The following is a 26,008-nucleotide window of genomic DNA, read 5'->3' on the forward strand; positions in this document are numbered from 1 at the left end:
GGAGCAAAAACCTTGCGACGTCGGTGTCTATTGTAGGCGCTTATGCCGCGCCTATCCGCACCGGTCGCCGTTGACCGATGCGTATCTGAACCTGCAATCGGCGTGCCAGTTCTGCAGGATGCTGGTAACAGCTTGAAGTAAAAAGAGAAACCCGAAGAATTCGCGAGTGCCTATACTTTAGGCATGCTTGCTTTGTGCCGAGGTTTTGTGCGACTGCTGCTATGTGCGCGGTCGTGAGAGCGCCTATTTGTGCAGCGCACGCGCGCCGCGCTGTCCCGCAACACCGAAGACTACCGCTCGAATGGCTCGCCGAGCGAAGCGACGCCGTTCAGTTTCAACAGGCGGCGGTCGGCGGAGATGATGCCGAGCACGATGATCGTGACCAGATATGGCAGGCTCGAGAGCAGTTGCGAGGGAACGTCCAGTCCGGTTGCCTGGGCTGCAAGCCCCATCAGCGAGACTGCGCCGAACAGGCAGGCGCCGAGGAAGATACGGCCGGTGAGCCAAGTCCCGAAGACGACGAGGGCAATCGCGATCCAGCCGCGCCCGGCAATCATCCCATCGGCCCAGAGTGGTGTATAGACCACCGACGCATAGGCGCCGGCGAAGCCGGCCATCGCGCCGCCGAAGGCGATGGCGAGGACGCGGACTGAGATTACCGAATAGCCGATGGCGTGAGCGGCCTTGGGATTCTCGCCGACGGCGCGGACGATGAGGCCAAGCTTGGTGTAGGCAAATATGGCCCACAAAGCGAGGGTCGCGGCGAGTGAAATCCACACGACGATGTCCTGGACGAACAGGCCGCCGACAACCGGCAGTTCCGAAAGCCCGGGAAGGCCAAGCTTCGGCAGTCCCCTGACCGTGAGGCTTTCATAGGTCTTGCCGAAAAGCGCGGAAAGGCCCTGGCCGAGAATGCCGATGGCAAGCCCCGCCGCCACCTGGTTTGCCCGGAAACCCAGCGTGACGACGGCGAAGAGCAGCGAAAGGACCGCGCTGCCGAGCCCGGCGACGACGAAACCCAGGAGATGTCCGCCGCCCTGGTAGACGATAATGAAGGCGAGCACGGCACCGAAGGCCATCAATCCCTCGACCCCGAGGTTGAGGACGCCGGCGCGCTCGGCCACCAGCTCGCCAAGGGCTGCCAGAAGAAACGGTGTCGCAGCCGCGAGCATGCCGGCAAGAATGAACTCGATGGCGTTCATGATGGGCTCCGGTGGGCGGCGCGGCGCCATTCAAGGCGATAGCGCACGAAGGCGACGGCAATCAGGTAAGTGAGCAGCAGACTGCCCTGGAAGACACGGACGGCGGCGATCGGCAGGTTGGCCGAGACCATGGCATTGTCGCCGCCGATATAGATGACCGCCATGACCAGCGCCGAGATCACGATGCCGATCGGATGCAGGCCACCGAGATAGGCGACGATGATGGCCGCATAGCCATAGCCGCTCGCGACCGAACGCTGCAGCTGGCCGAGCGGACCGGCGACTTCGGCGGCCCCCGCAAGACCGGCTGCAAAACCGCCGATCAGCAGCGAAAGCCAGATCGCCCACCCTTCCTTAAAGCCGGCATAGCCGGCAGCTCGCGGCGCCAGACCGCCGACTTGCAGCTTGTAACCGATGAAGCTCCTCTGCATGAAGACCCAGGCCGCAACCGACAAAGCGAGCGTGATGAGGAACGAAACATTGACGCGGGTACCGGCAATCAGGGTCGGTACCATCGCATCGTACTGGAACATCACCGACTGGGGGAAGTTGAAGCCGTTCGGATCCTTCCAGGGGCCGAGCAGCAGATAGTTCAGCAGCTGCGCCGCGACGAGGCTCAGCATCAGGGAAACGAGAATCTCGTTGGCGTTGAGGCGCACGCGCCAGAAGGCGGTGAGAGAAGCCCAAAGTGCGCCGCCGATGGCGCCGAGCAGCAGCATCGCCGGCCAGATCCACTGGCCCGTCGCCTGCGGAAACCAGACCGGAATGGCAGAGGCGAAGATCGCGCCGAGAATGAATTGGCCTTCGGCGCCGATGTTGAAGACCTTGGCGCGAAAGCCGATCGCCAGTCCCTGTGCGATCAGAAGGAGCGGGCCTGCTTTTAGCAGCACTTCCGAAAATGAGGCCCAGGAAAGGAAGGGCTCGAAGAGCATCGCATAAATGACCGCGACAGGGTCACGGCCCATCAAAATGTAAAGTCCGAGGTTGAGCGCGACCGCTATGACAAGTGCTATGACGGGCGCGAGCAAGGTCGCGGCAAGCGAAGCGCGCTCCCGGCGGACCAGGGTGGGAACGAAAGCAAGGGACCAAGCACTCATCACTGGACTTTCTCGGGCGAGGCTTGTGCCCCGATCATGTGTCGGCCGATCTCCTCGGGCTTCGTGTCCCGCGTTGCGAGCGGCGGGCTTAGCCGGCCGTGATGCAGCACCTGGATGGAATCGCAGAGCTCGAACAATTCCTCCAGCTCCTCGGAAATGACGAGGATCGCCATGCCCTGATTGCGCAATGCGACCAGACGGCTGCGGATGGCGGATGCGGCGCCGATATCGACGCCCCAGGTCGGCTGCGCCAGGAAAAGCAATTTGGGAGACAGCATGATTTCGCGGCCGACGATGAACTTCTGCAGATTGCCGCCCGATAGAGTGCCGGCTTCGGCATCCGGGCCGGGCGTGCGGACATCATTCTGACGGATGCAATCATGGGTGAACGCCAACGCACGCGCTTTGTCGACGAGACCGTGCCGCAAAAGCTTGAGCGGATGAGCCGTCAGCAGGCTGTTGAGGACGAGCGACATTTCGGGCACCGCGCCGCGTCCGAGCCGGTCTTCCGGAACGAAGGCAAATCCGAGCGTTCGCCGCGCGGCGGCATCGAGCCTGCCGACATCCATCTCCATCATGTAGATCCGGTCGCGTTGGTCACGCCCCAGCACCGTCTCGCCTGAAATCAACGCGGCAAGCTCGCCTTGGCCGTTGCCCGAAATACCGGCGATCCCTAGGATCTCTCCGGCACGCACCTCGAGGCTGATGCCGGAGAGCGGCACCGCGAAGGGATCGTCGGGCTGATAATCCAACCCAATGATCTCCAGCCGCTTTTCCCCGCCGGACAGTGGCAGGGCCGAGATGGGCGCCGGCATCTCACGGCCGATCATCATGCGGGCAAGGTCATGGGCATCATGCTCGCGCGGGTCGACATCTCCGGTCACCCGTCCGCCGCGCAGGATCGTCGCCCGGTCACAGATCGCCCGGATTTCCTCGAGCTTGTGGGAGATCAACAGGATGGAAACGCCGCCGTCGCGCAGCCGGCGCAGTGTGTCGAAGAGCTTCTCCACCAGTTGCGGCGGCAGGACGGAGGTGGGCTCGTCGAGGATCAGCAGCTTCGGATTGGTCATCAGGCTTCGGATGATCTCCACCCGCTGCCGCTCGCCGACGGACAGCGCATGCACATGGGCGAGCGGGTCGACTTCGAGGCCGAATTCCCGTCCGAGCGTCCGAATGCGTTCCTTGAGCTCAGCCTTGCGGCCCGGCACGACCAGCCGAATATTCTCCAGGACGGTCAGGGTCTCGAACAGCGAGAAGTGCTGGAAGACCATGCCGATGCCGTTGCGCCTCGCCTCGGCGGGGGAGGCGAGGCGCAAAGAGTTTCCTTCCCAGATGACCTCACCGTCATCCGGTTGCTCGACGCCGTAGATCAGTTTCATCAGCGTCGATTTTCCCGCCCCGTTTTCTCCGAGGATCGCATGGATCGATTGCGGCGCCACGTCCAGATCGATGGCCTGATTGGCATGGATCTGGCCGTAGCTCTTCGAAATGCCGCGCAGCGACAGGAGCGGGGTGGTCATGACTTATTTCGGCAGCGGCGTGGAGACGCCCTTGACGTGCCAGTTCATGGCGATGATCTCGGGGTCGGCCATGGTTGCACCGGATGCGACACCTTCGCTGCCGTCGGCCTTGGCGATCGGCCCGGTGAAGGGCGAGAAGCTGCCGTCGGCAACCTTTGCCTCGATCTCCTTGATCTTGGTCATCACGTCAGCCGGAACATCCGCATTCCAGTCGACCACTTCGACGACCTTGTCGGCGACGCCGAGGAACGCATTGGCGCCCTTGAAAGCGCCGGCAAGGTGGGCGTCGACCGATGCCTTGAAGAACGGCGACCAGTCCGTCGAGATGCATCCGAGATAGGTTTTCGGTGCGTACTTCTTCATCGAGGAGTTGAGGTTGAAGGCGTAGACGCCGGCTTCCTCGCAGGCCGAGATCACAGACGGCGTGTCCTGGGCGTTGGAGAAGATCACGTCGCATTTCTGCGCGATTAGGGCTTTGGCGGCTTCCTGCTCCTTGGCCGGGTCGAACCATGAGTTCACCCAGACCACCGAGACCTCGATGTCGGGCTTGACGGCTTGGGCGCCGAGGGTGAAGGCGTTGATGGACGTGATGAGTTCGGGAATGGCGAAGGCGGAGACAGAGCCAAGCTTGCCGGTCTTGGAAAGTGCTGCGGCAGCCATGCCGAGCAGATAGGTACCTTGGAAATACTTGGCGGCGAAGGGCGAGAAGTTCGGAGCGACCTGGAAGCCGGAGGCGTGCAGGACCGTGACGCTTGGATCGCGGCGGGCGATCTGCAAGGCGCCGTTCTGATAGCCGAAAGAGCCGGCGATCAGGAATTTGTTTCCGTCGGCGACGGTCTTGTTCATGATGCGGTCGGCGTCCGGGCCTTCCGCGATATTCTCAAGCACGGTGACCTTTACCTTGTCGCCGTAAGCGGCCTTGATCGGCTCGAGACCGGCGGCAAGCGCATGCCCCCAGCCAACGTCGCCGATCGGCGACGGGACGACGAGCGTGATGCCGAGCGGCTCGTCGGCGGCCAAAGCAAGGCGGCTGCCGAGCACGCCGGCAAGGCCGGTGGCGGCAGCGGCCGTCATCAGGTTTCTGCGGGTCAGTTTGGTCATGTTCTCAGTTCCCTCTTTTGGTTTTTTTAAAATTGCACGGTGGATAGTGTGGCCTCGGCATCGGCGGCCAGCTTGGCTTCGTCGAGCCCGGGAAATTCGCCCTTCTGCCAGACGACGCGGCCATTGATCATGGTCATGTCCGTCGCCATGCCGATGCCGACGCGGGCAATCAGGCTCAGCGGATCGTGGCGCGTGCCGACATAATCCATACGCCGAGTGTCGATCGCAAACAGGTCGGCAGCCATGCCGGGCGCGAGCCGGCCGATATCGCGCCGGCCGAGCAGGCTAGCGCCGCCTGCCGTGCCGTAGCCGAGAAAATCGACCGGCGGCGGCACGGGATGGGCACGGCTGGAGGAGACGAGGCATTGCAGCATGTAGGCGGAATGCAGGCAGTGCATCAGGTTGGAGTTGTCGTTGGAGGCCGCGCCGTCGCAGCCGAGGCCGACACGCAGGCCGAAGGCGGCCATGGCGGGAATGTCGGTGACCTCAGCGCCGACCAGATAGACCGGTTCCGGGCAATGCGCCACACCGGTGCCGCTGGCCGCCATCTTCCTGAGTTCGTCGTGTGTCAGTTCCCAGCAATGGGCATAGAAAGTATCAGGCCCGGCAAAGCCGAGTTCTTCGAGATAGTCGACCGTGCGCATGCCATGGCGAGCCTGAATGACCGGGCTTTCGCCTTCGCCGACATGGGTATGCATCATGACGCCGCGATCACGCGCCAATGCCACCGATTCCACGAAGGTCTCTCGGTAGCAGTTCACCGGCTGGCACGGCGCGACCAGCACCTGGCGCATGCTGAAGGGGCTGGTATCGTGGTAGGACTCGATCAGCCGTGCGCAGTCGGCGATGAATTCGTCGGTCGTTTCCAGCATCTCGTTGGGGATAGTCGAGCCTTCCGACTTCGGCAGGGTATTGCCGCCGCGGCCGGCATGGAAACGCATGCCGAGCAGTTCGGCTGCTTCGAACTGCCGGTCGATCAGCCGCTTTCCGGCGTGCCGGGGGAAATTGTATTGGTGATCTAAGGCCGTGGTGCAGCCATGCTTGACCATCTCGGCCATCGCCGTGACGGAGGCGTGGTAAAAGCATTCCTCGTTGAGTTGCGAAAAGATCGGGTAGATGCGGTCCAGCCACTCGATCACCGAGAGCTTCGTCCAGTCGAGATCAACGCGGTTGCGCACAAAACACTGGAAGAAGTGATGATGGGTGTTGACGAGGCCCGGATAGACAAACCAGCCGGCGGCATCCTGAACGGTCGTGCCGGCAGGCAGCGCGTCCGCCTCGAGATTTTCGCCAATCGCCACGATTGCCGGACCGCTGGTCAGCAGATCGACATTGCGATGGACGACCGGCCCCTTGCCCTCGTCGGCGATCACGGCTGCACAGTTCTTCAGGAGGTAGCCGGCCATGTTACACCTCGCCCGGTTCGATCTGGGGGTCGGGCTTCAACTCGTGCAGCCGGTGGATACCTGGCATCTCGATAAATTTGTCGAGGGCGCGTAGCGCCCGCGACCAGAGCCGGATCGCCGGATAAGCATCCAGCGCGACGCCGCCATCGGGAGCCAGCACCACATAGGGAAAGCAGGCGATGTCGGCAATTGTCGGCCGGTCGGCGGCGAGGAAGCGCATGCCGCGAAGACCCTGCTCGACAAGCCCGGCTTCAAGCTCGCGAAGCGCGGCGATGCCCTGGGCCTGCAGCGCGCCGATATCTCCCGGCCGCAGCAGCATTTCATGGAGCCGTGCTGCCCCGAGGCTTGCCGTCAGCCGGCCGGAGAAAGACAGCCACTGCTGCACCCGCACTGCTTCCTCGGCCTTGCCGCTGCCCAGCCATTCGGGTGCTCCCTTGGCGGCGAGATAGACGAGGATCGCCGACGACTCGGTCAGGATCAGGTCGCCATCCTCCAGGATCGGAATGGAGCCTGCCGGGTTGAGCGCAAGCAGCTCGGGGCCGCGATGCTCGGCGCCCGGATGGAAATCCACTGGGCGCAAGTCAAGCTTCACGCCGGTCAGCGCCGCCATCAGGCGCACCTTGTAGCAACTGGGCGAGAGAATATAGTCGTAGAGCTTCATTGCGCCACCAGCTGTGCGCCGTAGGTATAATTGTGGCGCTTCAACCAGCGCCGGTAAGCAATCGATGTCAGGTCGGCCCGCGTCGGAATTTCCATGCCGGGGTCGAGCGGCAGCAGCCGCGGAATCTGGTTTTCGAGGATCGAACGGTCCTGCAGGAAGATCGTCTGCTGGAAATGGATGAGGTCGGTCATCGCGGTCTCGTCGTCGAAGAGCGCCATCCATGGCCAGACGTCGCAGAGGTCCTCGGCCAGCGGCTGCACGAAGAGCGTGATGACATCCCATTCGCTCGGGCGCGGCGGGCAGGTCTTGTAAAGCACGGAGCAGGTGGGCGCCGGCACGCGGTACATATATTCTGTCGTGATCCCGCCACTTGCCGACTTGGCAGCCTGCGGCTGGTAGAATTTCACCTGCGTTGCCCAGACCTCGTCTTCTTCCTCGCGGATCTCGACCTTGTAGTTCTGGACCTCGGTATGCGGCTCCGCGCCGAGAATGTCGGTGTGGACGAAGGGGAAATGGGCGATGTCGAGGAAGTTCTCGACGGCGCGCAGCGGCGAGCAGCGCACGCGCACCACGCCGACATCGACGAAGCGGCGGCCGGGCTGGTCGGCCTCGGGAATGGGGAAAACTTCCTTCTTCGGCTCGCCGAGGGAGGACCATACATGACCGTAACGGACGCGCACCGGCAGAGCACGCCCATCGCCGCGCGTCACCTTCGCATTGCCATCGGCATCGCGCGCCACTTTAATCGGCTCGCCCATCAGCGCCGTCTTGCGGCCGGCGCTGTCGAGCTGGCTGAAAAGCCCGACCGGATACCATTCGTCGATCATCGCCTGCATGGTCATTGCGCGATCTCCTTTTTCTGAAGACCCTCGGCCCGGCGCCGCAGGCTTTCGGCGGCCCGTGAAGCACCGATGCCCGCAGCAGGGCCGGCATCACCCTTCAACAGCACATGGATCAGCGTCTTTCCGTCTTCTTGAGCGGACAATAGCAGACAGATGGTCCCGGTGAATGCATCGAACTCGACAAGACCGTCTGGGCTCGTCTTGGCACCGGCCGCCGCCTCGATCGCCGCGATACCGGCGAACGCCGTCAGGGAGCGCAGGGGAATGAGGCCCTCGAGCCCCGGCGGCTTCGATGCGGGCGTGCCCACCGCCACCCAGATCACGCTGCCCGCTTCCTCGACATCATGGGTGGCGACGCGGATGCTTTCCGGTGGCGTCAGCCCCGGATGGGCGGGGATGCGCAGACAGTTTCCGGCCTGGCCATAGCTCCACCCGTGATAGATGCAAGAGAGCGCCTCGCCACGAACGAAGCCGTGAGACAAGCGCATGCCACGGTGCGGACAGCGATCCGCCGATGCCGAAATGCGCCCCGAAGCGCTACGCCACAGGGCAATCGATCCGGCTGCCGTCCAAGCCGGCATGACGGTTCCGGCCGGCAAATCCCGGGAAAGGGCGACTGGCGTCCAAAAGCCCGTCGTATCGGAAGGCATGAGTAGAATTCCCAACAAAACCAAATGCTTGCCGATCAAGTCCCGCATCGGCGCCGAGGCAATTCCGCCGCAACCTTATCAGGTTTGCATAATTATTTCGCATTGGCAACATTGAGTAAATAATATGCACCGGCGAAATACGCGAGAGCCCGGACTAGGTCCTTTCGCCGCTGATCGCAGTTCGATCTATCCTCTCGACCCATACGTCGATGGGCCCGAGAGAGCATCCCATCTCCATCATGTCGATCAACTCCTCTGGCCCGGCAACCTCAAGTTCGATCCGCATGGAACTCGTATGAGATATGGTGTGCGAGAGCCCAAGCTTAGCGGCATGGCGCCGGATCCAGGGAACGAAGGAGGCAACCTCCAGATCACCGACAATCGTCATCCGTTCTAGAAGGTCGCTTGTATCTTGTCCCATGCTCGCCCTTGTTTTCCTATATCATAGCGCCTGAATGAACTTCGGGAAGGGGTCGCCGTCAAGGCGAGAATATGGCGTCGGAGTTTCCTTTGCAAAGCCCTGCGGCGGCATACCAATTCTTCGCCACCGTATGGCTGCGCCGCTGGCGACGCGACGTATGGAAACAACTCAGGCTGCGTGATGGCACAGCCTAGTCGGGCGAGCGACCGCCAGTCAGCATTGCGACAAAAGCCGTGACTTTGGGTGTGCGGAACCGAGCTGCCGGATAGACGACATAGATTCCTCCGGCCGGCAGGCTCCAGTCCGGCAACAATCTTATCAGTCGGCCAGCGTCTATATGCTCTCCAGCCAGAAAATCCGGCAGCACGGATATGCCCGCCCCCGCAAGCGTGGCCGCGAGAACCGCAGGCGTCGAATTGCTCATGAGGCTCTGTTGCATCCGCACGGTGCGCCGATCGAAATCGCCCTGGATAAACCTCCAGGTCACCGGCTCCTTGAGGGCCAGGTTGGCGATAAACGGCTGACCCGCCGCATCCTCCGGGCTGTTCAAACTGAGCGTGGCGGAGAAGCTGGGAGACGCCACAAGAAACTGCCGGAACGAACCGATCCGTCTCGCTTGGTGACTGGAGTCATCGAGCCAACCAACGCGGATCGACAGATCGATCTGATTGGCGAGCAGATCCATCTTCGTATCGGCGAGCAGAAGCTCGACCCTGCAAGCGGGGTACTTCCGGATAAAGGATGCAGCAATCGGAGCGATCGTGCTCGCACCATAATCATTGGGCGCAGCAATGCGTAGCATGCCTGTCGGCTCGGCATTTGCGCGGGTGATTTCATCGACCGCGTCCTCGGCTTCGCGGAAAATCAAGACGCAGCGCGCGTAGAGAAGCTTGCCGGCCTCAGTCGGCTCGACGCGTCGTGTTGTTCGGAGGAGCAAGCTGGTTTTCAACTCAGCTTCCAGCCGCGCAACCTGCTGGCTGACGACCGTCTTCGTGATTGCGAGGCGCTCGGCAGCTTTCGTGAACGAGCCGGTATCGACGACGGCTGCGAAATAGGCCAGCCGATTGAGGTTGACAGCCTCCATAACCTTCTTCCATTTGATTGTAAGTTTTTGACATACATTCTGTCACATTTAACAATATTTATCACTCAATAAAAGTGCACTATCTGTTGTCCATCGCTCAAGGATGGTCCGATATGCATCTTATCTATCTCTACGATCCGCTTTGCGGCTGGTGTTATGGTGCGGCGCCCGCGCTCGACAAAATGGCCAAGCTTGACAATCTCACCGTCGAGCTCGCGCCCACCGGGCTCTTCGCGGGCGAAGGCGCGCGTCCGCTGGATCAACGTTTCGCAGCCTATGCCTGGCACAATGACCAGCGGATCAACCGGCTCACGGGACAGGTCTTCAGCCAGCTCTATCGCGATCAGGTTCTCGGGGGCGCCGACAGTATGTTCGACTCCGCCCCTGCGACGCTCGGGATCATTGCGGTCGGGCTTACGCAACTCGACAAAGAGCGCGAAGCTCTGAAGGCACTTCAAATCGCCCGTTATGTTGACGGCCTCAACACCTCGGAGATCGTTGTCGTGGCCGACGTTCTCGATCAGGCCGGGTTTTCCGATTCCGCCGCTCGTGTCCGGGCTCCGGACGAGGCTCTGCTCGAAATCTATCGCAACAGGATCGGGAAGTCCCGCCAACTCATGGCTGCATTCCGGATGGATGGTGTCCCGGCGCTTTTGGTCAGCGACGGCGATAAGCGCCGCGTGCTGCGCAGCGATGCCTTGTTCGGCGGCTTTGACCGACTTGCTGCCGAGCTTCAGGCAGCGTGATCGTTCGTTTTCAGCAGACCGTTCCATGAACTACCGCAAAGCCTGTCGGGGGCAACACTCACGGCAGCAGAAAATCGAAACTGGCGATCATCGGAGACAACCATGTATTCAAGGAGAGAAATCATGAAAACCACCCTCGCAGCCGGCGCCGTTGCCGTTTTTGCGCCTGCCGGTCTCGGCAACGCAGCTGGGTCAAAGCTGGCCTGGAAGCACTTCCCCGCCGGTCAGAATGGCTTCTTTCGCGCTCCGGTGCTGCTGACCGGCCCCAGCGAAGCGTTGCTGATCGATGGCGGGTTCAGCTATCCCGACGGTCGTGCGCTGGCGGAAGCCATCAAGACCACCGGCAAGACGCTGACCGCGATTTATGTCAGCCAGTCCGATCCGGACTATTACTTCAGCCTCAAACCGGTCCTCGAAGCCTTTCCCGGCACAAAAGTGCTGGCCGCTTCCGACACGGTTGCAGCGATCAAGGGCAACGTCGAGAAAAAGCTTGCTGTTTGGGGGCCGCAGCTCAAGGAGAACGGCCCGCAGACCCTTGCAGACATCGTCATGCCCGAGGCTTTCGACGCTTCAAGCCTCACAGTTGATGGTGAGACCGTCGAGATTGTCGCGGCCGAGGTAGGGTTAAGCAATCGCCGGTACCTGTTCGTGCCGTCGCTGAACGCTGTTTTCGGAGGCGTCATGATTTTCTCCGGCGTCCACGTGTGGACAGCTGACACCCAGGCTCCGGAGCAGCGTGCCGCTTGGGTGGCCACCCTCGACAAGATCAGCGCCCGCAAGCCGACGATCGTCGTTCCCGGCCACATGATGCCGGAAGCGGCAACCGATCTGTCCGCCGTCGAACACACGAAGAGTTATCTGGTCGCTTTCGAGGAAGAACTCGCCAAGGCCGCCGATTCCGCCGCGCTGAAGGCCGCCATGGAAGCCCGCTTCCCCGGTCTCGGCATGGGCGTTGCGCTCGACATAGGCTCCAAAGTTGCCAAGGGAGAAATGAAGTGGGGCTGAACGGCCGATCTTCAAACTGATCCGAGGGGCCTGGGAGGGCCCCTCGCTTCTAGGAAGGCCGCGAAGGGTGGTGACGCAGTCGTCAGCACTTAAATGGAGCTTACCATGTGTCGTCGAAGTTCGACTGAAAGCCGATAGCGTAGTTCCATAATTCAGCTTATGCCACTTTATACAATTTTAGATTGCATATATTTTCCCGCTTGAACTGCGACAGATCCTGCAAGCGACGGTTAAATAATGATAATCTCAAAATTTGTTCAGAACTACACACGCTGGAGAGGATTTGCTATCCTCCTCCTCCCTCAGTCCCTTACCCTGAAGCGGCACAGAAGCCGGCGTGCGGGCCGAAAGCCGGGGCTGCCGCACGAGATGACGAGACCTAGGCGGAGGAACAACGAAAATAGTTGATTGCCGCTCTCATCTTTAGTACCGACCTATCACCCGGTTAAAGGATGTCACGTGGCTATACTCCCTCAAGATCCGCCTCGAACGGCTGAAACTTTTGTCGCCGAAAATATAGGTCTTTTGATCGAGCGGAACGAAATTCTCTGCGACGTCAGTCTTAAATTTCCGGCAGGAGAAGTTGTCGCGCTGGTCGGCCACAACGGCTCCGGCAAATCCAGTCTTCTCAAAATGTTGGCTCGCCAGCTTGCGCCGAGCACCGGATCGATCTCTTACGGTAACCAGGATCTGAGGATGTATAGCGAACGCGCCTTTGCGCGTTCGGTCGCATATCTGCCCCAGGACGTCACAACCGGATCGGAAATGACGGTCCGCGAGCTTGTGGGATGTGGTCGTTATCCGTGGCACGGAGCGCTCGGCCGCTTCACAAAGAACGATGAAGAGAAAGTCGAGGAAGCCCTTCGAGCCACGCATATCGAGACGTTCGCCGACCGTATCATGGGAACACTATCGGGCGGTGAGCGGCAACGGGCCTGGATTGCGATGCTGATCGCTCAGGATGCTCGCTGCCTGTTGCTCGACGAACCGACTGCGGCACTCGACGTTGCGCATCAGGTCGAGGTGCTCTCACTTGTGCGACGCCTGGCGCATGAAGGTGGAAGGAGTGTCATTATCGTTCTCCACGACATCAACATGGCCGCGCGCTTCTGCGATCGGATCCATGCATTGAAACGTGGTCGCGTGGTTGCCAGCGGAACACCGAGCGCGATCCTCGCGCCAAACACGCTGCAAGAGATCTATGGGATCGACATGGATGTGATCTCCGCGCCCAACCTGCCCTATCCGCTCGTCTATGTTTGCTGAGGCTCTGCGTTCAATGGGGTTTTCGCGGCGCTGCTTTTTGCAGTTCGCCGGGGCCTCGCTCATTCCGGCTCCGCTGTTTGCACAGTCGATGGGCCCAAGGATCGTCAGTCTCGACTACGGCCTTGCGTCCACTCTTTTATCACTCGGATTGCCTCCGGTCGGGATTTCGGACCTCGCCGACTGGGACAGATGGGTTGTCGAGCCGCCGATGCCAAAATCCGTCGTCGATATCGGCAGTGCGTTCGAGGTCAATTTTGAAATTCTCGTTACGCTGAAGCCCGACATTATCTTGACCACACCCTACCTGGATGAGCTGTTGCCCAAGCTGCAGTCGGTGGCGAAAGTCGTTCGGCTGGAAATCTTTACGCCGGGCATTGGACCTATTCTTACCGCTGCCATCGCGGCGACGCGGAAATTGGCCGTTGAGCTTGGCCGTGAGAATGAAGCAGAGCAGTTCCTCGCGCGAGCCGACGTCTTCTTTGCGCAGTGCCGCAGTCGCCTGGCGGGCAAGAACCTGCCGCCGGTCGCCCTCGTGAACTTCATGGATGCCCGCCATGCCCGCATCTACTCGAGTCCTGGACTGTTCCACAATGTGCTCGAGCGCATCGGCGTCCGGAACGCCTGGACCAGAGAGTCGAATTATTGGGGTTTTGAAACGATCGGGATTGAAGATCTCTCCAAGATCACCGATCCGGACGCGCGTCTGATCGCCTTTGAGCCAATTCCTCCGGACGTTCTTCCGAAACTCGCTCAGAGCCCGCTGTGGAACAGGCTTTCGTTTGCGCGTCCAGGCCATCTGTCGATTCTGCCGCCAGCCCTGATGTTCGGGATGGTGAACGAGGCCATGCGTTTCGCGGGCCTTTTGACAGATCTTCTGGAAAAGGAAGCTTGATGGTATCCCGCCGCGACCATATCGGGCCAGCACTTGTCTTTATCCTCCTGATGTGCGGTGGAGGCGTGGCATCGTGGTTTCTCGCGGCTCCTGCGATGTCAGAAATGGCTCGACCGGATTACGATGTCACGCGAATGGTGTTCACCTATTCGACGCTTCCCCGTCTTGCGACAGCGCTGATTGCCGGAGCCGCGCTTGCCTTGTCCGGGGCGCTGTTTCAGCAAGTTTTGCGAAACCCGCTCGCCGATCCTACCACCCTCGGCGTGTCCGCCGGCGCAAACCTGGCGCTGGTGGTAACATCGTTATTTCTCCCCGACCTGCTTGGCGCCGGCCGCGATCTTGTCGCTCTGATTGGCAGTGCGACCGCTGCTGCGATCGTCGTCAGCTTGGGGGCGCGCCGTGGTTTTTCGCCTTATTCGCTTGTTTTGTCGGGGCTGGTTCTCAGTCTATGGTGCGGTGGCCTCGCTGCCATCCTGACCTATTTGAACCAGCGCTACCTCTCGAGCCTGTTCATCTGGGGCGCCGGCTCGCTGGCACAGCAAAGCTGGGTCATTCCCTTGTCGCTTCTTTGGAAGTTGGCCGGCATCGCCATCGGCTGCGCGTTCGTGATGAGACCGCTTTCGCTGCTCGATCTTGGCGAGAGCAGTTCCACGGCACTCGGCGTCAGATTGGTCCGCCTGCGTTTCGTTGTCGTCGCCCTTGCCGTCGCGCTTGCTGCATTTGTCACGAGCGCCGTTGGGGTCATCGGTTTCATTGGACTGGTCGCGCCGACGATTGCGCGATTGTCCGGAGCACGGCGTCCCGCGCAGCTCATCCTTTGGTCTCCCCTGATCGGCGCCGGACTGCTGTTCTTCGCCGACTCCATCCTGCAACTTGTCGCCGGCGGACTTGGTGATTTCTTGCCGACGGGGGCGGTGACGGCCATCTTCGGTTCGCCGCTGCTTCTCGCGCTCCTGCCGCGGCTGAAGATCCGTCATAGGCTACAGCAATCGCCGGTGTTCAGACGGCCACGTCGATGGGATGGAACCCGACCGGTCATCGTCGCTGCCGCCGGCCTGCTCGTCCTGTTGATGGTCAGCGCGTTTCTCGGACGCGACATCAACGGCGGCTGGGCTTTTACATCAGGCGAATTTTCGGTCGATGTTCTTGCGATCAGGATACCTAAAATCCTCGCCGCCCTGACATCGGGCGCCATGCTTGCGGTCGCGGGCTCGATCCTTCAGCGGCTGACCGGAAACGAAATGGCAAGTCCCGAAGTTCTGGGGATCAGTGCCGGCGCAACCTTCGGTGTTGCAATTGCCCTGTTTGCCGTCGCTCCAGGGTTTTCCGGGCAATTTGCGTTTGCCGTGGCCGGTGCGATCAGCGTTCTTTTTGTCATCTTCGTCAGTTCCCGGCGATCGGCGTTTGCGCCTGAGCGAGTCCTGCTGGCGGGCATTGCCTTAAGCGCGATGGTCGATGCCGTCGTCGGCGTGTTGAGCTCGACGGGAGATCCGAGAGCAGCGCTGCTGATGCGGTGGATGAGCGGGTCCACCTATCTTATCGACGGGTCGACCGCCGCAATGGAGGTAGCGCTCGGCGCCGTGCTGATTGCCGTCTCGCTCGCCGCTCGCCGTTGGCTTGACATCCTTCCGCTTGGGCCGTCGCCTTCGGCGGCGGTCGGTATACCCTTGGCGAAATCGCGATTTGCGCTTTTTGGCCTTGCAGGATTGTTGACGGCTGCCGCGACGCTCACGGTTGGCCCGTTGTCATTTATCGGCCTCATGGGACCTCACCTTGCGCGGGAGGCGGGATTGGCCCGCGCGCTGCCGCAAATGGTTGGCGCCGCTCTGATCGGAGGGGGGCTTATGGTTGCGGCTGATTTCGTCGGCCGCACGATCGTATCGCCCTACCAGATCCCGGCCGGTCTCGTTTCCGCACTCATCGGAGCGCCGTTCTTGATGCTGATGATGCGGAAGCGCAGTGCCAGCTGAGGGTTATGCGTAGGGAGGGGCGGCCATGAGGCACGCACCGCAGAGCCGTGGCTGTCATCGCGGCAAGAAAAACCCGCCATCAATAGGAGCGTTTTGCTCCGTCAGCGAAGATCCGCAGACAAACGGCCCCGACAACGGCAGGGATACCGGCGCGACAGTTCGGCTTCTCCGCGGATAATTGCTTCTTTCGACGCTCAGAATGCGGACGCCGCCTTGATTGGACAAAGGCGGCGTCCGCCACTTTACCAGGAATACTTCAGGGTGCCGACGACCTTACGCCGATCGCCGTAGAACTCAGTTCCGTAATAGCTGGTGGCGAGATATTTATGGTCAAACAGGTTCGTTGCATTGACGGCCAGCGTCACGTCCTCGGTCACCTTGTAGCTGACCGCGGCATCAACGAGCGTATAGCTGGAAAGCGACACCGTATTTGTATCGTCACCGTAGGTTTGACCGATATAGCGGACACCTCCCCCGATCGTCAGGTCACCGCGCCATCCGTCTCCCGGAATCGTGTAATCAAGCCAGGCCGATGCCAGATGTCGCGGCACGCGGGAAGGCCGGTTACCGACATTGCCGCCTGTCCCGTCTTCGCGGATTTCAGCATCCCAATAGGAATAAGCAAGCGTGAGATTGAGCCTGTCGTTGATTGCGGCTTTCCCTTCAAATTCGATGCCGCGCACACCGACCTTGCCGATCTGCTCCTGCACCAGAGGGCTGACATAGCTCGGCACATTGGTTTGGGTAAGATCAAACAGCGCCAAGGTGAAGAGGCCGTCAAACCCATCCGGCTGATATTTGAGGCCAACTTCGTATTGTTCACCCTGCTGTGGTTTCAACGAGCCCGTCACAGCGTAGCCGTTTGCGGTCTGCGCGACGAGCGGCTGGAAGCTTTCCGAATAGTTCGCATAGGCTGCGAGGTTCGGCGTAAATTTATACGTCAGTCCGGCCCGCTTGGTGAAAGCTGACGCCGTGTCGTCGTCGCTTGTCCCGCTATCGAGGTAATCCGCGGTCGTGTGAACCTGGTCCCATCGTCCGCCCAGGGTAACGATCCATCGATCGTCGAACGTCAATTGCTCCTGAGCATAGATCCCGAGCGCCTGCTGTTTGACGCGCCAGTTCACATAAGGGCCAAGGTTAATGCAGGAAAGACCGCAATAGACCGGATTATCAATATCGATCGGCCCCGCCGTGCCGAACAGGATGTTTTCGCGCGTATTGTCACTGGTGTAATCAACGCCGACCAGCGTCTTGCTGTCGATCCCGTCCCATCCGGTATCGTACTGGAGCTGATTGTCGAAGGCGTAGCGGTTGGACGTGCCGTCAACCGAGAACGCCGTTCGATTGGCCGTCGGGTCCAGCGATGCGCCATAGACTTCAGCATAATCCAGGCTCAAATGTGTATAGCGAGCGTTGGAGCGGAAGGTCAGGTTGTCGTTGATCTCGTGCTCGAACTGATATCCGATGTCGACCTGCTCCGTATTGAAGCGATTGAAGTCCGGTTCGCCGAGGAAGGTGTCGACATCGATATTTGCACCGGTCGGAACGCCCCGTGCGCCCGTTCCATCGCGTTTATAGTAATCGGTCAGAATGGTGAGCGAGGTCCCCTCGTCCGGCTTGATCGTCAGTGCCGGTGCAATGTAGGTGCGGTCGTCGTTCGAATAATCCAAGCCTTGGTCACCGTCCTTGGCAAGTCCGGTAAGCCGGTAGGTCCAAACGCCATCGGCATCGATCGGGCCGCCGAAATCCGCACCCACTTCCTTGGTGCCATCCCCATAAGACGTGTACACTTCGCCATGCTTCTCATCCAAGGGACGCTTGGTGATCGCATTGACCAGTCCCCCCGGGCCGTTAAGGCCAAAGAGGGTCGAAGTCGATCCTTTCAGGACCTCGACGCGCTGAAGACCATAGGGTTCGAGGCGGCTGGCCGTGAACCAGGCAGGAATGCGCGCCGCCAGTCCATCCCGATAGGTGCCGAGCGCCGTCTGATCGAAGCCGCGAATTCTTATATAGTCGTAGCGATCGTCGTTTCCGAACTCATCCGAAAAGACGCCGGCGGTATAAGCGACCGCCTGCTGAAGATTGTCCACATGACGCTCTTCCAACTCTTTTTGCGTCACCACCGACACGGACGCAGGGACATCGACGACCGGAGTATCTGTTTTGGTGCCTGTGGCGGTATCCTTGGCAACGATGGTGCGATCAGGGCCAACCACACGATCCGACTTGCCGGTTATGACGATCGGGGCCAATTGCGTCGCCTCTTCCGCCGCATTGTCTTGGGCCCAGCCGATGCCTACCGATCCGAACGACACTGTCATCAAAGCGCTGCTCGCAATCAATCGGCTTGTGAACACACGCAACTTTCCCTGTAGTCCTACTGTCATACTATCCCCTGTCAGACCAATATCGAGCAGCGTGACGGTCGCCCCTCCGGCCACTGCAGCGAGTCCGTTTACTCAAACAGGAGAATTGGAGTCAACTTAAAAATCCCGCTTTTGTGACCATCTTTGCTCCTGGTCGGGACCATGAGGTTTAGCGGCAACACGGAGAAGAGGAGGTAATCCCAAACGCCATGAGGCGCCGACCTTGACGAGTGCACGCGCAAGGACGTTCGTCTCAAGGACGATCGTCTAACCGCCGGATTTATTCACCGATGAGGCCCCTTGCAGAAAGCGTCACATGTCGGTCAACTTTGGACGGCGAATGCGATGCCAACCGCACGATTCACGGCCGCTGCAAGAACGGACATGTGGGTCTCACCGGCATAGAGCTCGAATTCGGTACGCAATCCGTCGGCAGTGCCGTTTAATCGCTCCGCCATCTCCCGCGCCAGGAGGACGGTCCGTTCCGTCTTCCTCTTCTCCAGGCGAGCAGTGGCATCCTCGTTCCGGTACTGGAAGGGTGCCAGCTCATCGCCTTCGTATTCTCCGGCGGACAAATGCAGGAAGGGTGCATTGCCCGGCGCGTCTTGACGCTGCGCTTCATTCTTGAGGATTTCACTGTTCTCCCAATAGATGGTTGGGCTGGCCGCAATCCAAGTGGCAAACAGACCTGGGCGCTCGAACAGGGCATAGAGAGTAAAGAGGCCGCCGAAGGAATGTCCGAAAAGTGATCGGCGCATCGGATCCAGGATCACCATCTCTGCAATCCGCGGTATAAGCTCGTTCTCGATGAAATCCACCAGCTTACCGGTCCCTCCGATTACAACCGGCGGACCACCCTCAACGAACGGCGGATAGGATTTGACCGGCGGAGGCCCCAGGTCCCAAGACCGGCGGAGCGGATCATAGGGCTCGTCGGAGGGGTAGCCGATCGCCGCGATCACCCCCCAACCGACATTCGTCCCCGTTGGGTAAGGTGCCTGCGTGACCAAGCTGGCGACTGCGAAGGGGAAAGTGGCGTTGCCGTCGGTCATGACGAGAAGCGGCCATCCTCCCGCAGGCGGTTTCTCCGCCGGAATGGAAAGGAATAAGCGATAGGGCTCGCCGCCCGCAGCAGGAGCCAGATCGAAAAAACACGTTCCGGGCATCGAATAGACGCTGATGGGATTGGTCATGAGAAAGTTTTCTGATGGTTGGGAGGATAGGGGAAGGGAAATTGACATCGATGCTGTTCACCGGCAGGTTTCGAAGTTTTCCAAGGTCGGTGCAACTCTTTGCTGATATCCTGGCTTCCGCGAAAGCGCATCATGGCAGTCACGGTTCGAAGGTTTACAGAGGCTGATCTAACCTCGTCCGGGCATGATTTGAAGACCCGGAGCTATCGAGCCGCATTTCGATCCCACAGATGAATTCACAAGGGCCTCAATTCAATCATCTCCGAACACTGCTAAGCCGACGTCTGTTTCGTAGCTTTCCTGAGTTTGCAGCCCCTAGGTGTTAACGTGAACTACACGTCAGAGCCACCACTTCTCAAGCATCACGGCCGATGATGTCCCGAGAGGTAGTGTAGCTCGTTCGGTCGTCATCGGCTTTTTCCGGCATAATTTGACGGCCTGTTTCCGGACGGTAACGGGACTTTTTAATGCGCGAAATGTTCAAAAGGTTTTCAGCCGGCTGCACCAAAACGGCACCGGATTTTTGGAGTGATGCAGATGTTGGGAACATTAGTACTGCTGCCCGATCGCTTTACGGACAAGATGCGAAAACAGCGGCCGCCTGGTGCGCACTATGTGCGCGCTACGGCAGCGAATACGTCCGCGAGTTGATCCGTCACGACAAAGATCGGCAGCACTTGCGTAGTCTCCTGCTTGAGGGTGCTTCATTCGAGACGACCGAGCCGGTTGATGCCGCCTATTTCGATAGCCTGCGAGCCCGTGCCTCGCGGCAAAGCTCCAAGTGATTGCAAAGTCTATCGTTCCCCGCGAGTCGGCCCGCGGGGATATCGAGAATGCCGTGGACTACTATGCTCGCGAGGCTGGCGCTCAAGTCGCGATTAGCTTCGTTGACGCGCTGCAGTCGACATTTGGTTTGATCGCAAAGCATCCTTCATCGGGTTCATCGCGCTACGCATATGAACTCGGTTTGCCCGATCTGCGCAGCATGTCGCTGAAGGCTTTCCCCTATACCGCCTGGATCGGCTGAAGCTGCATCGCATCGCCGACCAGCACGATTTTCGCCCCTGCTTCTTCATTGGATGCGCAAGCAAAGGCCAATCGCTTCGTGCGAACTTGACGAGCTCACACGTTCAGCAGCGCCGCCCGAGTTGCGTTGGGCGGACGTCTGCGATAAGCGCCTTTGTACGCCGCTCCCGCACGGAAGGCGCCAAGGACTTCTGAGGAACCGAGACGAGCATGGCCGCTGAAAATGACGAATACATCTATGACGAAGTGACTGGCGAATGGCGTCCGGCTTCGGAGATGGCAGCATCCGCCAGTGGCGGTGAGGCGGTCGTTCGAGACGCAAGCGGCAATGTTCTGGCCGATGGTGACTCGGTCACCGTCATCAAGGATTTGAAGGTCAAGGGAGCCGGCCAGACGCTGAAACAGGGCACCGTCATCAGGTCGATCCGCCTCACTGATAATCCCGAGGAGATCGATTGCCGCCATGATGGAATTAAGGGCCTCGTTCTACGCACCGAGTTCGTGCGCAAACGCTAATTCGAGTTCTCAGGGCCTGCTCAGCGGAATCGGCTGACCTCCGTGGCCGACTTGCGGCGACGGATGAATTCGCGCAGCAGCGGCAGGAAGAAGGCCTTGCTGAAGCGGCCGGTTGGCGGCTCAGGCTCAAGATAGAATGAATTTCCGACGATGTCGGTGTTGAACTCATCGAAAATGATCCAAAGCCTGCGATCGGCATCGAGGCCAGCCCGGCGCTTTTCGATGGCCGGCACTTCCACAGCAAACCGCGACGCCTCCGGCTGCTTGGTGGTGATGGGAAAGAAGAGAACCAGATCCCCGTCCGGCCGCGGCATTCTCACGCCGACGGCCACCGGCCGCTCCTTGCGTCCTTCCGTCTCTCCACGCCCAGCCTCTCTCGCCCATAGATAGGGATAGCGTATGACGCTTGCGGTCTGGATCAGCTCGTAGTTCATCAGTGGCCTGCCTCGTCCTCGCCGGCGTAGGCCTCGACGGCGTTTTCGAACTCGGCAAACAGTTCATCGGGCATCGTTTCAATGGTCCCGGCGGTGCGTCGATCCGACTGCTTCATCAGCCGTTGGTAGTCTTCGATATTGAGGAGGACCAGTCGGGGTTTATTCCGCTGGGTGATGGTCACTGGATGGCGCAGGGCCTCGGCGATGATGTCGCCAGACTTACGGGAGAGGTCGCTGGTTGAATAGGAACCGCTTGACTTCGACATATGGGTTTCCTTGTTGCTGTATTTGTTGCAATATACAGCATTTCCAACAATGCTGCAAGTTGCTGGTTTGAGGCGTGCGGCCTTGCGCGGACGGGAATTGCGGCGTCCGCCATTGCCGCTCAGCTCACAACGGCTGCGGCGATCGCCAATTGTGAGGCGGGCGTCGTCCGCCACCTCTTAGCATCTGAAGCGCCTTTTACCACGAGGATCAAATGGCGCGCACCGCATGAACGGGGATGCCAGTTTCCAGCGTGATATCCTCAATAGTCGATGCCAGTGAACCGAATTCTTCGTCGGTCAACCCAACCAATGTCGGAAACCGGACCTCGACCCCACCCTCATCGGCCGTCAAAGCGTTGATCCAGCTGCCGCCGCTGATGCGGTATTCGTGGGTGCCGACGTCGATTTCGAGATCGTCCAGCAAATTGATGGTGAAGCGCCCGAAAATCTCGTTCTCGAAATCGAAAGGTTCAGCTTGCGCAACTCCTCCATTGAATGTTCTGGTGATCCGTAATGAGGGAGGTCGCAAGCTCAATTGCTTCCGCCTTCGATGCGGGTTGGCGCTCAAGCGGCGAACCGCTGTTGATCCGAATGGCGGAAGGCTTGAAACGGCTCTCGAGACTGACGACAGCAGCGAGCGTTCTGACTTCCACAATGGGCGCGCATGTCTGCGCGAGATCCACGAAAGCGACCGCCATCGATCAATACCAGACCCGCTGCGTGGCTGTCCCATCGATGGTGACCTCGACTTAGTGAGGTTGCGATCGCACGTTCGGACGAGCCGTCGAATAACCCATGCACCGGCGGCGCCCATCCTCCCGCTGCCATCGCGGCGAGAGGACCGAACCCTTGCTGAAATTTTGCCGGCGCCAAGATTGAGGCAGAATGCATCACTCACCGGCTGGAGGGCTGTCGACACGCAGGTTGTTTCTTGCCCGCGCGGACCATAATCGCTTTCCAGCCGGTATCCGGTTTCGCAGTAATACGGCTCATAGCCCGGGCGCGAACTGTGGAAGGTGGCGCCGCTACATGTCGGGAACGAATGCCCCTCGGCAAGCTCGCGCCACAGCTTTTGGATCGGCGGCCGGCATTCCGCGAACTGCGTCGGACCTCCGGGGTTGGAAAGGCACAGGATAACCTCGCAACCCCAATCAGTTGCTTGCGCGTTGCCAGGCGAGGTAAGATAGGGTGGCAATATGCAGCAGGCCGCGACAACTGAGTTGAACAGAAGGTTTTTCATGAGCACGACCCTTCAAAGGACATCCCATTGCGGAAGAGGTGGTTTGCCTGTAGAGCAATTTATACTGACTTATATAACACAGTAAAATGACATGACAAGAGCACTCAAGACTCAATGGCACAATCTCGCTTTTTCAGGCCTGATCCTGCATGAGATCCTCGATCATCCTCTCGACGATGACGAGACGCCTCAAGCAAGGCTGAAGCAGGTCGGCATGATGACGATCCTCTACAGCATGAACCAGGCACACCAGAAGCTAACACTTTCCAGCATCATGGAAATTACCGCTCTGACACGCAGTGGCGTCAAGGAGACGGTGGATCTGCTGGTGAAGCGAGGGATGCTGGACGAGACGATCGTCAAGAATTCGATGGGGCGTGGAACGGCACGCCAGTTCGAGATTTCACAGGCGCTTCTGGAGAAATTGAGCTCCTTCGGAGCTGGATAGGCAACCTATCTTAAGTGACGAGTTCTGATGCACCACCTCGGCGGCGGACATTAATCCATTCTGGAGTAAATTCTCAGGGCAAGTCACCGCAGTGCGGATCTCGCCCGTCTCATCCTCTCCCGGCCTTAACTCGCCAAGGCAACCATCGTTGCCGAACCGGAATATCTCGCGGAAGCCCTGCTATATTACATCAACGATCCGATATATCTGACCCGCGAGCAGAAATTCAGGACCTACGTCCGCTTCACCAAGAAGGGTCAGCTGGACGCGGATCTTGGAGAGGCGCTGAAAACTAGCCAGGACCTGCACGCCCAGACCCGGTCTCCAGTGGTAATCCTGATGCAGCACAAGCTGAAGAGAATAGTTCCGGACCAGATTTGCCGGGAGGGTTACAACTGGAGACCTTCCATGCCTCGCGCCAACAGATCGACGATTTCCTGTCGACGACGATGCTGCTCGCCGAATTCGGCCCTGCGAATTATTTCGAAACCTATGATGTGTATCTGTTGGACGGTGATCGGAAATAGACCGTCTGACGAAAAAGGAGGCGTCCGGCATGAACACAAGCTTGGGTGACCGCAGGGTGACCGCATCAGGCCGAGCGGGCTTGCGCGACTATATCGCCATTGCACGGCTCGATCACAGTACGAAGCATGTTTTCATCGTTCCCGGCATCATCCTCGCCTATCTTCTGCGGGGGGTCAGAACCGACGACCTGACGTCCTCGATCCTGCTCGGATTTGTGACCGCGCTCTGCATCGCATCCGCGAACTACTGCATTAACGAGTGGTTCGACCGCGAGTTTGACCGGCATCATCCGACGAAATCGCAGCGGTCCGCCGTGCAATGCGCGATGAACGGCAGGCTGGTTCAGCTCGAATGGACCGTGCTGCTCATCGTCGGCCTGGGCTGCGCCATCCTCTCGAGCAAACTTCTGTTCTTCGTCGCCTGCCTGTTTGCGATTCAGGGGATCCTCTACAATCTCGATCCGATCAGAAGCAAGGATAAGACCTATCTCGATGTCATCTCAGAATCGATCAATAATCCGATCCGCTTGGTGATCGGCTGGTCAATGATCGACCCAACGAGCCTGCCGCCGGGATCGATCATCCTGGCCTACTGGTTCGGCGGCGCGTTCCTCATGGCGGCCAAACGCTTATCGGAATATGACGAGATCGTCGCGTCGCATGGCAAGGAGTTGCTGTCGCGCTACCGGGCGAGTTTCGCCAAGTATACGCAGGTATCGCTGACCGCCTCCTGCATTGCGTATTCACTGTTTTCGATTGCCTTTCTGTCCGTCTTCCTGGTCAAGTATCGCATCGAGTACATGCTCGTCTTGCCCTTCGTCGTAGCCCTGTTCACGGCCTATTTCGTGATGGCGACGAAACCGGGCTCTACGGCGCAGAAACCGGAAAAGCTGTTCCGCGAGCCCGGCCTGATCGCCATCGTCGCGGCCCTGGCGGCGGCCTTCATCTTCGCGACATTCGTCGACATTCCGCTTTTAGTGACGCTGACCGAACAGCACTACATCACCATCCGATGATCGCGAGGAATGTCGACTGGGGCAGTATCCGGTTCGTCGTCTTCGACGTCGACGGAACGTTATACAACCAGCGCATGCTACGCCTTCGAATGGCCGGCGAATTGATTGCTGATGCAGTGGCGAGAGGCAGCCTGACCAATCTGCGTGTGCTACGCGCATACCGCTCCTTGCGTGAAGCCATCGGCGAGGGGGAGATCGACGATTTTCAGGCGAGCCTGATGACGCGAACCGTCGCGCGAACCGGCCAGCCAGCCGAAAGGATAGAGGCAATCGTCAGCGAGTGGATCGAGCGCCGTCCGCTCGCCTATATCGCATCCTGCCGGTATGATGGGCTGGTGGAGTTGTTTGCCGGGCTCAGACGGCAGAACAAGTCGATCGGGATTTATTCTGATTATCCTGCCGACGAGAAGCTGCAGAAGATGACATTGTCGGCCGATTACATATTGGCCGCAAGCGATCCCGGCGTCGGCATCCAGAAGCCTGATCCGCGCGGCCTGCAGATGCTGATGCAGCGCGCCGGCGTCGGCCCGGCGCAAACCGTATTGATAGGCGACAGGCCCGAGCGGGATGGCCTTGCGGCGCGGCGCGCCGGTGTCCTGCCGCTCATTCGCTCCGACGGGCCACGCGAGGGCTGGCTGACCTTTTCGACCTATTCGGACCCTGTGTTCGCAGCGCTGCGGGCAAAGGAAGCGTCCGGATGATCTTGTCAAAGGCTATCCGCTATGTGTTCACCGGAGGGCTGGCCGCGTTCGTCGACCTCACGGTGTTTCGTGGCCTGCTGGCGTTTGGCGTGCCCCTCGGGCTCTCGGCGACATCGAGCTGGCTGATCGCGGCCGCCGTCAATTACAGCGCCACCAGCCGCTATGTCTTCAATCAGGCAACAAGCCGCAAGCGCGCTTCACTGTTCCTGATCGGCGCACTGCTCGGCCTCTCGATCAATGTCTTCGTGACGTTGATCCTCGTGCAGCAGGTTGGGCTCTCGCCCTTGTGGGCAAAGCTTTTTGGAATCGGCGCGGCCTTCGTCTTCAATTTCCTGATAAACCTTCTCTGGGTGTTCAGGTAGGGCCAGCGAGCGACGGCGCCATATCTTTCCGTCCTTTGAAGGACGGTGCC

General features: G+C 59.8%; 26 protein-coding genes and 4 pseudogenes. 13 read left to right on the forward strand and 17 right to left on the reverse strand.

The genetic code is table 11. The annotated features are described in order from the left end of the window. Window positions 1-290: 290 nt before the first annotated feature. From ACM5SV_RS19480 to ACM5SV_RS19525, 10 genes are all read right to left on the reverse strand, one after another. A complete protein-coding gene (locus ACM5SV_RS19480; protein ID WP_128438951.1) occupies window positions 291-1,202 on the reverse strand; it encodes an ABC transporter permease in 912 nt (303 codons plus the stop codon). Continuing rightward, a complete protein-coding gene (locus ACM5SV_RS19485) occupies window positions 1,199-2,299 on the reverse strand; it encodes an ABC transporter permease (protein ID WP_012760708.1) in 1,101 nt (366 codons plus the stop codon). The genes ACM5SV_RS19480 and ACM5SV_RS19485 overlap by 4 nt, the downstream gene beginning before the upstream one ends. Further along, window positions 2,299-3,819: an ABC transporter ATP-binding protein gene (locus ACM5SV_RS19490; protein ID WP_012760709.1), complete on the reverse strand. Its 1,521-nt coding sequence runs from the start codon at window positions 3,817-3,819 to the stop codon at window positions 2,299-2,301. Before ACM5SV_RS19490 ends, ACM5SV_RS19485 begins: the two co-directional genes overlap by 1 nt. 3 nt (window positions 3,820-3,822) lie before the next feature. Further along, window positions 3,823-4,920, reverse strand: coding sequence for a BMP family ABC transporter substrate-binding protein (locus ACM5SV_RS19495; protein WP_222015372.1), 1,098 nt, complete (start codon window positions 4,918-4,920; stop codon window positions 3,823-3,825). Window positions 4,921-4,946: 26 nt separating this feature from the next. Beyond that, window positions 4,947-6,326, reverse strand: coding sequence for an amidohydrolase (locus ACM5SV_RS19500; RefSeq protein ID WP_419425353.1), 1,380 nt, complete (start codon window positions 6,324-6,326; stop codon window positions 4,947-4,949). A gap of 1 nt (window position 6,327) precedes the next feature. Next, on the reverse strand, window positions 6,328-6,987 hold the full coding sequence (locus ACM5SV_RS19505) for a glutathione S-transferase family protein (protein WP_222015367.1): 660 nt from the start codon (window positions 6,985-6,987) through the stop codon (window positions 6,328-6,330). Then, window positions 6,984-7,829 carry an aromatic ring-hydroxylating oxygenase subunit alpha gene (locus ACM5SV_RS19510; protein WP_222015365.1) on the reverse strand — a complete coding sequence of 282 codons (846 nt, stop codon included), beginning with the start codon at window positions 7,827-7,829 and terminating at the stop codon, window positions 6,984-6,986. Before ACM5SV_RS19510 ends, ACM5SV_RS19505 begins: the two co-directional genes overlap by 4 nt. Then, window positions 7,826-8,479 carry a Rieske (2Fe-2S) protein gene (locus tag ACM5SV_RS19515; RefSeq protein WP_012760714.1) on the reverse strand — a complete coding sequence of 218 codons (654 nt, stop codon included), beginning with the start codon at window positions 8,477-8,479 and terminating at the stop codon, window positions 7,826-7,828. The genes ACM5SV_RS19510 and ACM5SV_RS19515 overlap by 4 nt, the downstream gene beginning before the upstream one ends. A gap of 154 nt (window positions 8,480-8,633) precedes the next feature. Beyond that, on the reverse strand, window positions 8,634-8,900 hold the full coding sequence (locus tag ACM5SV_RS19520) for an acylphosphatase (RefSeq protein ID WP_012760715.1): 267 nt from the start codon (window positions 8,898-8,900) through the stop codon (window positions 8,634-8,636). A 190-nt stretch (window positions 8,901-9,090) separates the two neighbouring features. Continuing rightward, a complete protein-coding gene (locus tag ACM5SV_RS19525; protein WP_012760716.1) occupies window positions 9,091-9,984 on the reverse strand; it encodes a LysR family transcriptional regulator in 894 nt (297 codons plus the stop codon). Window positions 9,985-10,097: 113 nt separating this feature from the next. Here ACM5SV_RS19525 and ACM5SV_RS19530 point away from each other — a divergent pair, with 113 nt between their 5' ends. The 5 genes from ACM5SV_RS19530 (at window position 10,098) to fhuB (ending at window position 15,863) form a co-directional block, all read left to right on the forward strand. After that, the gene (locus ACM5SV_RS19530; RefSeq protein WP_222015363.1) at window positions 10,098-10,730 is read left to right on the forward strand and encodes a DsbA family protein; all 633 of its coding nucleotides are present in this window, start codon (window positions 10,098-10,100) and stop codon (window positions 10,728-10,730) included. 102 nt (window positions 10,731-10,832) lie between these two features. Beyond that, complete coding sequence (locus tag ACM5SV_RS19535; protein WP_221963186.1) at window positions 10,833-11,735, forward strand: MBL fold metallo-hydrolase; 903 nt, start codon at window positions 10,833-10,835, stop codon at window positions 11,733-11,735. A gap of 459 nt (window positions 11,736-12,194) precedes the next feature. After that, complete coding sequence (locus ACM5SV_RS19540) at window positions 12,195-13,001, forward strand: ABC transporter ATP-binding protein (protein ID WP_222015514.1); 807 nt, start codon at window positions 12,195-12,197, stop codon at window positions 12,999-13,001. A gap of 13 nt (window positions 13,002-13,014) precedes the next feature. Further along, window positions 13,015-13,893, forward strand: coding sequence for an iron-siderophore ABC transporter substrate-binding protein (locus tag ACM5SV_RS19545; RefSeq protein WP_222015362.1), 879 nt, complete (start codon window positions 13,015-13,017; stop codon window positions 13,891-13,893). Then, the gene (gene fhuB, locus ACM5SV_RS19550) at window positions 13,893-15,863 is read left to right on the forward strand and encodes a Fe(3+)-hydroxamate ABC transporter permease FhuB (protein WP_222015361.1); all 1,971 of its coding nucleotides are present in this window, start codon (window positions 13,893-13,895) and stop codon (window positions 15,861-15,863) included. Before ACM5SV_RS19545 ends, fhuB begins: the two co-directional genes overlap by 1 nt. A gap of 242 nt (window positions 15,864-16,105) precedes the next feature. On the opposite strand, the gene ACM5SV_RS19555 is transcribed toward fhuB, so the two are convergent. Beyond that, a complete protein-coding gene (locus tag ACM5SV_RS19555; protein ID WP_128407751.1) occupies window positions 16,106-18,250 on the reverse strand; it encodes a TonB-dependent siderophore receptor in 2,145 nt (714 codons plus the stop codon). Window positions 18,251-18,552: 302 nt separating this feature from the next. Then, window positions 18,553-19,422, reverse strand: a complete 870-nt coding sequence (locus ACM5SV_RS19560; protein WP_128449441.1) for an alpha/beta hydrolase — start codon at window positions 19,420-19,422, stop codon at window positions 18,553-18,555. A 629-nt stretch (window positions 19,423-20,051) separates the two neighbouring features. Between ACM5SV_RS19560 and ACM5SV_RS19565 the strand changes: the two are divergent. The 3 genes and pseudogenes from ACM5SV_RS19565 to ACM5SV_RS19575 form a co-directional block, all read left to right on the forward strand. Next, window positions 20,052-20,207 (forward strand): annotated as a pseudogene (locus ACM5SV_RS19565) (type II toxin-antitoxin system ParD family antitoxin); the annotation flags it as partial. Beyond that, window positions 20,207-20,431: pseudogene (locus ACM5SV_RS19570) on the forward strand (type II toxin-antitoxin system RelE/ParE family toxin); the annotation flags it as partial. The pseudogenes ACM5SV_RS19565 and ACM5SV_RS19570, both read left to right, overlap by 1 nt. 227 nt (window positions 20,432-20,658) lie before the next feature. Beyond that, on the forward strand, window positions 20,659-20,964 hold the full coding sequence (locus ACM5SV_RS19575) for an alkylphosphonate utilization protein (RefSeq protein WP_105008842.1): 306 nt from the start codon (window positions 20,659-20,661) through the stop codon (window positions 20,962-20,964). 20 nt (window positions 20,965-20,984) lie between these two features. Here the strand turns inward: ACM5SV_RS19575 and ACM5SV_RS19580 are convergent, their stop codons facing one another. From ACM5SV_RS19580 to ACM5SV_RS19600, 5 genes and pseudogenes are all read right to left on the reverse strand, one after another. After that, on the reverse strand, window positions 20,985-21,398 hold the full coding sequence (locus ACM5SV_RS19580) for a hypothetical protein (protein ID WP_011654346.1): 414 nt from the start codon (window positions 21,396-21,398) through the stop codon (window positions 20,985-20,987). Then, a complete protein-coding gene (locus ACM5SV_RS19585; RefSeq protein ID WP_011654345.1) occupies window positions 21,398-21,664 on the reverse strand; it encodes a type II toxin-antitoxin system prevent-host-death family antitoxin in 267 nt (88 codons plus the stop codon). The genes ACM5SV_RS19580 and ACM5SV_RS19585 overlap by 1 nt, the downstream gene beginning before the upstream one ends. A 208-nt stretch (window positions 21,665-21,872) precedes the next feature. Continuing rightward, window positions 21,873-22,088: a hypothetical protein gene (locus ACM5SV_RS19590; RefSeq protein ID WP_409565708.1), complete on the reverse strand. Its 216-nt coding sequence runs from the start codon at window positions 22,086-22,088 to the stop codon at window positions 21,873-21,875. 67 nt (window positions 22,089-22,155) lie between these two features. Continuing rightward, window positions 22,156-22,362 (reverse strand): annotated as a pseudogene (locus ACM5SV_RS19595) (type IV secretion system protein VirB1); the annotation flags it as partial. A gap of 51 nt (window positions 22,363-22,413) precedes the next feature. Beyond that, window positions 22,414-22,904 (reverse strand): annotated as a pseudogene (locus ACM5SV_RS19600) (hypothetical protein). Between the two features lie 91 nt (window positions 22,905-22,995). Here ACM5SV_RS19600 and ACM5SV_RS19605 point away from each other — a divergent pair. The 5 genes from ACM5SV_RS19605 to ACM5SV_RS19625 all read left to right on the forward strand — a co-directional run bounded on the left by ACM5SV_RS19605 (window position 22,996) and on the right by ACM5SV_RS19625 (window position 25,958). Continuing rightward, window positions 22,996-23,352: a hypothetical protein gene (locus ACM5SV_RS19605; RefSeq protein ID WP_012760733.1), complete on the forward strand. Its 357-nt coding sequence runs from the start codon at window positions 22,996-22,998 to the stop codon at window positions 23,350-23,352. Between the two features lie 377 nt (window positions 23,353-23,729). Next, a complete protein-coding gene (locus ACM5SV_RS19610) occupies window positions 23,730-23,879 on the forward strand; it encodes a hypothetical protein (protein ID WP_244432397.1) in 150 nt (49 codons plus the stop codon). A 29-nt stretch (window positions 23,880-23,908) separates the two neighbouring features. After that, window positions 23,909-24,895 carry a UbiA family prenyltransferase gene (locus ACM5SV_RS19615; RefSeq protein ID WP_128449443.1) on the forward strand — a complete coding sequence of 329 codons (987 nt, stop codon included), beginning with the start codon at window positions 23,909-23,911 and terminating at the stop codon, window positions 24,893-24,895. Continuing rightward, window positions 24,892-25,596: an HAD family hydrolase gene (locus tag ACM5SV_RS19620; protein WP_222015360.1), complete on the forward strand. Its 705-nt coding sequence runs from the start codon at window positions 24,892-24,894 to the stop codon at window positions 25,594-25,596. The genes ACM5SV_RS19615 and ACM5SV_RS19620 overlap by 4 nt, the downstream gene beginning before the upstream one ends. After that, window positions 25,593-25,958 (forward strand): GtrA family protein, encoded by a 366-nt coding sequence (locus ACM5SV_RS19625; protein ID WP_012760736.1) that lies wholly within the window; start codon window positions 25,593-25,595, stop codon window positions 25,956-25,958. The genes ACM5SV_RS19620 and ACM5SV_RS19625 overlap by 4 nt, the downstream gene beginning before the upstream one ends. The last annotated feature ends 50 nt before the right edge of the window (window positions 25,959-26,008 follow it).

The organism is Rhizobium sp. CRRU65 (assembly GCF_048551595.1).
Taxonomy (GTDB): Bacteria; Pseudomonadota; Alphaproteobacteria; order Rhizobiales; family Rhizobiaceae; genus Rhizobium; species Rhizobium leguminosarum_J.

Bases quoted from the DNA above. Each gene is read 5' to 3' on its own strand.
- ACM5SV_RS19615 (WP_128449443.1), top strand. From the start codon at position 23,909: ATGAACACAAGCTTGGGTGACCGCAGGGTGACCGCATCAGGCCGAGCG.
- ACM5SV_RS19620 (WP_222015360.1), top strand. From the start codon at position 24,892: ATGATCGCGAGGAATGTCGACTGGGGCAGTATCCGGTTCGTCGTCTTC.
- ACM5SV_RS19555 (WP_128407751.1), bottom strand. From the start codon at position 18,250: ATGACAGTAGGACTACAGGGAAAGTTGCGTGTGTTCACAAGCCGATTG.
- ACM5SV_RS19535 (WP_221963186.1), top strand. From the start codon at position 10,833: ATGTATTCAAGGAGAGAAATCATGAAAACCACCCTCGCAGCCGGCGCC.
- ACM5SV_RS19605 (WP_012760733.1), top strand. From the start codon at position 22,996: ATGACAAGAGCACTCAAGACTCAATGGCACAATCTCGCTTTTTCAGGC.
- ACM5SV_RS19530 (WP_222015363.1), top strand. From the start codon at position 10,098: ATGCATCTTATCTATCTCTACGATCCGCTTTGCGGCTGGTGTTATGGT.
- ACM5SV_RS19545 (WP_222015362.1), top strand. From the start codon at position 13,015: ATGGGGTTTTCGCGGCGCTGCTTTTTGCAGTTCGCCGGGGCCTCGCTC.
- ACM5SV_RS19490 (WP_012760709.1), bottom strand. From the start codon at position 3,819: ATGACCACCCCGCTCCTGTCGCTGCGCGGCATTTCGAAGAGCTACGGC.
- fhuB (WP_222015361.1), top strand. From the start codon at position 13,893: ATGGTATCCCGCCGCGACCATATCGGGCCAGCACTTGTCTTTATCCTC.
- ACM5SV_RS19500 (WP_419425353.1), bottom strand. From the start codon at position 6,326: ATGGCCGGCTACCTCCTGAAGAACTGTGCAGCCGTGATCGCCGACGAG.
- ACM5SV_RS19575 (WP_105008842.1), top strand. From the start codon at position 20,659: ATGGCCGCTGAAAATGACGAATACATCTATGACGAAGTGACTGGCGAA.
- ACM5SV_RS19495 (WP_222015372.1), bottom strand. From the start codon at position 4,920: ATGACCAAACTGACCCGCAGAAACCTGATGACGGCCGCTGCCGCCACC.
- ACM5SV_RS19480 (WP_128438951.1), bottom strand. From the start codon at position 1,202: ATGAACGCCATCGAGTTCATTCTTGCCGGCATGCTCGCGGCTGCGACA.
- ACM5SV_RS19485 (WP_012760708.1), bottom strand. From the start codon at position 2,299: ATGAGTGCTTGGTCCCTTGCTTTCGTTCCCACCCTGGTCCGCCGGGAG.
- ACM5SV_RS19505 (WP_222015367.1), bottom strand. From the start codon at position 6,987: ATGAAGCTCTACGACTATATTCTCTCGCCCAGTTGCTACAAGGTGCGC.
- ACM5SV_RS19625 (WP_012760736.1), top strand. From the start codon at position 25,593: ATGATCTTGTCAAAGGCTATCCGCTATGTGTTCACCGGAGGGCTGGCC.
- ACM5SV_RS19580 (WP_011654346.1), bottom strand. From the start codon at position 21,398: ATGAACTACGAGCTGATCCAGACCGCAAGCGTCATACGCTATCCCTAT.
- ACM5SV_RS19585 (WP_011654345.1), bottom strand. From the start codon at position 21,664: ATGTCGAAGTCAAGCGGTTCCTATTCAACCAGCGACCTCTCCCGTAAG.
- ACM5SV_RS19520 (WP_012760715.1), bottom strand. From the start codon at position 8,900: ATGGGACAAGATACAAGCGACCTTCTAGAACGGATGACGATTGTCGGT.
- ACM5SV_RS19560 (WP_128449441.1), bottom strand. From the start codon at position 19,422: ATGACCAATCCCATCAGCGTCTATTCGATGCCCGGAACGTGTTTTTTC.
- ACM5SV_RS19510 (WP_222015365.1), bottom strand. From the start codon at position 7,829: ATGACCATGCAGGCGATGATCGACGAATGGTATCCGGTCGGGCTTTTC.
- ACM5SV_RS19525 (WP_012760716.1), bottom strand. From the start codon at position 9,984: ATGGAGGCTGTCAACCTCAATCGGCTGGCCTATTTCGCAGCCGTCGTC.
- ACM5SV_RS19515 (WP_012760714.1), bottom strand. From the start codon at position 8,479: ATGCCTTCCGATACGACGGGCTTTTGGACGCCAGTCGCCCTTTCCCGG.